Source organism: Nocardiopsis sp. TNDT3, assembly GCF_003427465.1.
Classification (GTDB): domain Bacteria; phylum Actinomycetota; class Actinomycetes; order Streptosporangiales; family Streptosporangiaceae; genus Nocardiopsis; species Nocardiopsis dassonvillei.
The window spans coordinates 1-3480 of record NZ_QPFC01000176.1 but is presented as its reverse complement, the minus strand read 5'-3'; the positions used below and the strand labels follow the sequence as shown (position 1 = coordinate 3480).

The 3480-nt window shown below is 71.5% G+C and carries 2 protein-coding genes and 1 pseudogene; 1 reads left to right on the top strand and 2 read right to left on the bottom strand.

Annotated elements, in window-relative coordinates:
• Nucleotides 1-198: 198 nt before the first annotated feature.
• Nucleotides 199-951, bottom strand: a complete 753-nt coding sequence (locus DQW06_RS04855; protein WP_013153548.1) for an SDR family NAD(P)-dependent oxidoreductase — start codon at nt 949-951, stop codon at nt 199-201.
• A 173-nt stretch (nt 952-1124) separates the two neighbouring features.
• On the opposite strand from DQW06_RS04855, the gene DQW06_RS04850 reads away from it, so the two are divergent.
• On the top strand, nt 1125-1982 hold the full coding sequence (locus tag DQW06_RS04850; RefSeq protein WP_071622248.1) for a helix-turn-helix domain-containing protein: 858 nt from the start codon (nt 1125-1127) through the stop codon (nt 1980-1982).
• A 971-nt stretch (nt 1983-2953) separates the two neighbouring features.
• Here the strand turns inward: DQW06_RS04850 and DQW06_RS04845 are convergent.
• Nucleotides 2954-3480, bottom strand: a pseudogene (locus tag DQW06_RS04845) (transcriptional regulator); the annotation flags it as partial.

The following is a 3480-nucleotide window of genomic DNA, read 5'->3' as shown; positions in this document are numbered from 1 at the left end:
ACCCGCCGATGGGGCCCGGCCCGCATCGGCGGCCCTTCGGCGAACCCTCCCCGCATACCGTCTGGGAACGCCGGGAAACGCCGGAACCCGCCGCCCACGCCCCCAGAAGTCCCGTGTGACAGGTGTCGCACCCTGTCATCGCTGGGCCGTGCCCGTACGGCTGAGAGCACGCGGCGCTGACGGATCAGCCCTGTGGACTCACCACGGGAGGTTCGCTCCCTCCCACGTCGTGAAGGTGCCGGAGGGCCCTTCGGGCCCGAGCCGGGCGACACGCACGATCTCACGAGCGGCGTCCTCGACCGACTCCGTGCCCTCGAAGTTGACCAGCGAGGTGTTCGCGAACCCCGGCGAAACGAGGTTGACCTTGACACCGGAGTCCCGGAGCTCGGCCATCATCGCCACCGTCACGGCGTTGAGCGCCGCCTTCGACGCCGCGTAGACCGGCTCGAAGAGCGCGTGGTAGGGGAGAGTCGGGTCGGTGACGGTCGTCAGAGAACCGAGCGCGCTCGTGACGTTGACGATGCGTGCGTCCGATGACAGGCGGAGCAGCGGGAGCACGGCCTGGTACACCGCCACAGGCCCGAAGACGTTCACCTCCCAGACAGCCCGCACCTCCTCCAGCGGGACCACGCTCGCCGCTGCGAAGGAGCGCAGTTCGGCCATGTCGACACCCTGCCGAGTGGTGGAGACGGCGGCGTTGTTGACGAGGAGGTCGAGCCGACCGGCCTCCTCACGGAGCCGCTGGGCCGCCGAGGCGACCGACTCAGGATCCGTCACGTCGAGCTGGAGCGGGGTCGCGCCGGCTCCGATCTCGGCGGCGGCCGCCTCGCCGCGGGCGGCGTCGCGGGAACCGACGAACACGGTCACCCCGTCGGCGGTCAGCTCCTTCGCGACCTGCTTGCCCATACCTTGGTTGGCTCCGGTAACCAGAGCGATGCGATCCGAGGACACGAGGACCTCCCTTGTTCGGGTCGGACATACGGGCCGAGCGCGGGTACCTGACGGCGTGCGCCGCGCTCCCCAGCGACGATCCGCTATCGCCGCCAGTCCCGGGTAGGCCGCCTTCATCCTGGGAGTGACAGGACCAGGCGCTCCCCCCGTCCGGGCGGATACCATCCGGGGTGATGACAGGACGCGGAACCGACAGACAGAACCCGTTGGGTGAGTACCTGCGTGCCCGACGGGAGCTGGTGACCCCCCAGGCGGTCGGCCTCCCCGAGGACTCCCGCCGCCGTGTTCCCGGGCTGCGCCGCGAGGAGGTCGCCCTGCTCGCGGGCATCAGCTCCGACTACTACCTGCGGCTGGAGCAGGGACGTAACCGCAACCCCTCGGCCCAGGTACTCGGGTCGATCGCGCGGGCGCTGCGACTGGACGGACCCTCCACCCAGTACCTGCTCGGACTGGGCACCGCTCCGCGGCCCTCGCGTGGTGAACCCCGTCGGGGGGAGACCCTCGCTCCCCGGGTCCTCGACCTTCTCCACACGGTCGACGCACCGGCGTTCGTCGCCGGGCGGTACGCGGACGTGCTCGCGAGCAACCCTCTGGCACGCGCGCTCTCCCCGGAGCTGAGGCCGGGCGTGAACCTGCTGCGCGCGGCCTTCCTCGACACGGACAACCACCTGTACCTCGACCGGCGGGAGATGGTCGCGATGTTCCGCAGGCGTGTGGGAACGGATCCGCGCGATCCGCGAGTCGCGCAACTGGTGGAGGAGCTGTCCCTGGCGAGTGAGGCCTTCCGGCGGGCCTGGGCACGTCACGATGTCCGTCCACCCCGCGGCGGCCTCGTCCGCGTCGACCACCCCCGGGTCGGCCCCATGGACCTGAACGTGTCCAAACTCGCCATCGACGACACCGACGAGCAACTGCTCGTCATCTACCACCCCGACCGCGCACATCCGGAGAGCGCGGACCGTCTCGCGCTCCTGGCCTCCCCGGCGGGGCGGACGACGCCTGCCCCGCAGGCGCCGGCCGGAGACCGCTGAGGCCGGGGCGGGCTTTCCCCCGGCCGCGTACCGATAGCGGAACGGCGATCTTCTTCGGGGCCTGCACCGGCTGCGCCCGGGCCCGACGTCCACCGTTTTCCGTCCTTTGCACCGGGAATATCCGCTCGGTGTCCTTCGTTGTTCCGCGTCCTTTCCGCCGTCGGGACATCGCGGGGGGAGGGAACCGACGGGAACGGGGGAAGCGGAGGAGACGCCCTCCTTTCGGTCATGCCCTCACAAGTGTGCTACCGACCGGCCCTGAACCTTCCTGGGGCCGTGGCCCGCGTGAGGGAAGGGTGCCTACGCCTGTGCCCCGGGGTGCCGCTGGGGTTGTCCGTCGGGGGTGTGCCGTTGGATGCTGGCGGCACCCACCGGACCGGCGCGGCTGGTCGGGGGGAGCGTGTCGGAGACGGAGCCGACGCCCGCGCTCCAGGGGACTCCGTGGCGGCTTCAGGGCCGTACCCGGGCGTCCCCGGGTCCATGCCAGCCGCGCCAACGAGCCCCGACCTTCCCCTGCGAACCCGAACGGACCACGGCCGACCGGGCCGCGTGCACACCTGCCAGGCGGCCCGGGTCGGCCCCAGGTCCGCGGTGCGTCCGCGCGGCGGAGCGCCGTGTCCGGGGGGCGCACGGGTTTCGACGACTAGAAATCTACGACATAAAGGTAGAGCTTCCTTGTATTATCACAAAGGGTGAACAAAGAGTAACAACGCACATGAAAACGGTGTTCGGTGTCAAACCTTGGCAACCGGAGGAAGGGGCTGGGAATCGGCCACCCTCCGCCTGGTGTGCGACCGGAGCGGCCTCCCTTCGGAGAACCGAACACCGCACGAATTTCCCGGACCGCTGGTCGCCCTTCCCCCCGAGTCCGTAAAATGGATCCGTGCGGGTGCGCCCGTACCGCCGGTGCGGGGCAGCGTGGACGGATGCCCCGCACCGGTCACCCCGTGCTGTCGGCGCGGCGCCGGACTTCAGGGACGGTCCGCGCCGCGCAGGGCCCGCGGGGCGATCTGGAGCATCCAGTGCCGCCCGGCCCAGCCCAGGAAGCGGCGCCTTCCCGTGGGGGCCCCGGTCTCCTCCAGGGGCTCTCCCTCCACCACCCGGCGCAGTCCGGCCAGCACCGGCTCCAGGCGTTCGCGCGTGTGGTGGGGCTGGTCGGGGGCCAGCCCCACCATCCACGCCGTCACCTCGCGCTGCTCTGCCTCGGTGCACAGGGACAGGAAGAACACCGTCTGCCGCCAGGCGAAGGCCGCGTTCTTGACGTGGGGCAGGGGCGGGAACACCCGGGGCAGGCTCTCCACGGTCCGCACGGTCAGGGTGTGGGCGCGCCGGGCCAGCTCCGCCCACCCGCACGCGGGCCGCGCCCCGGCCCCGACCAGGACGGCCAGGTTGTGCGTGGTGAGGATCTGCGCCTGCTCGATGACCATCCCGTTGCCCACGACGCTTCGGCGCGGGTCGCCCGCGCGTTCGCGGCACAGCCGGGCGAAGTCCGTGGCCC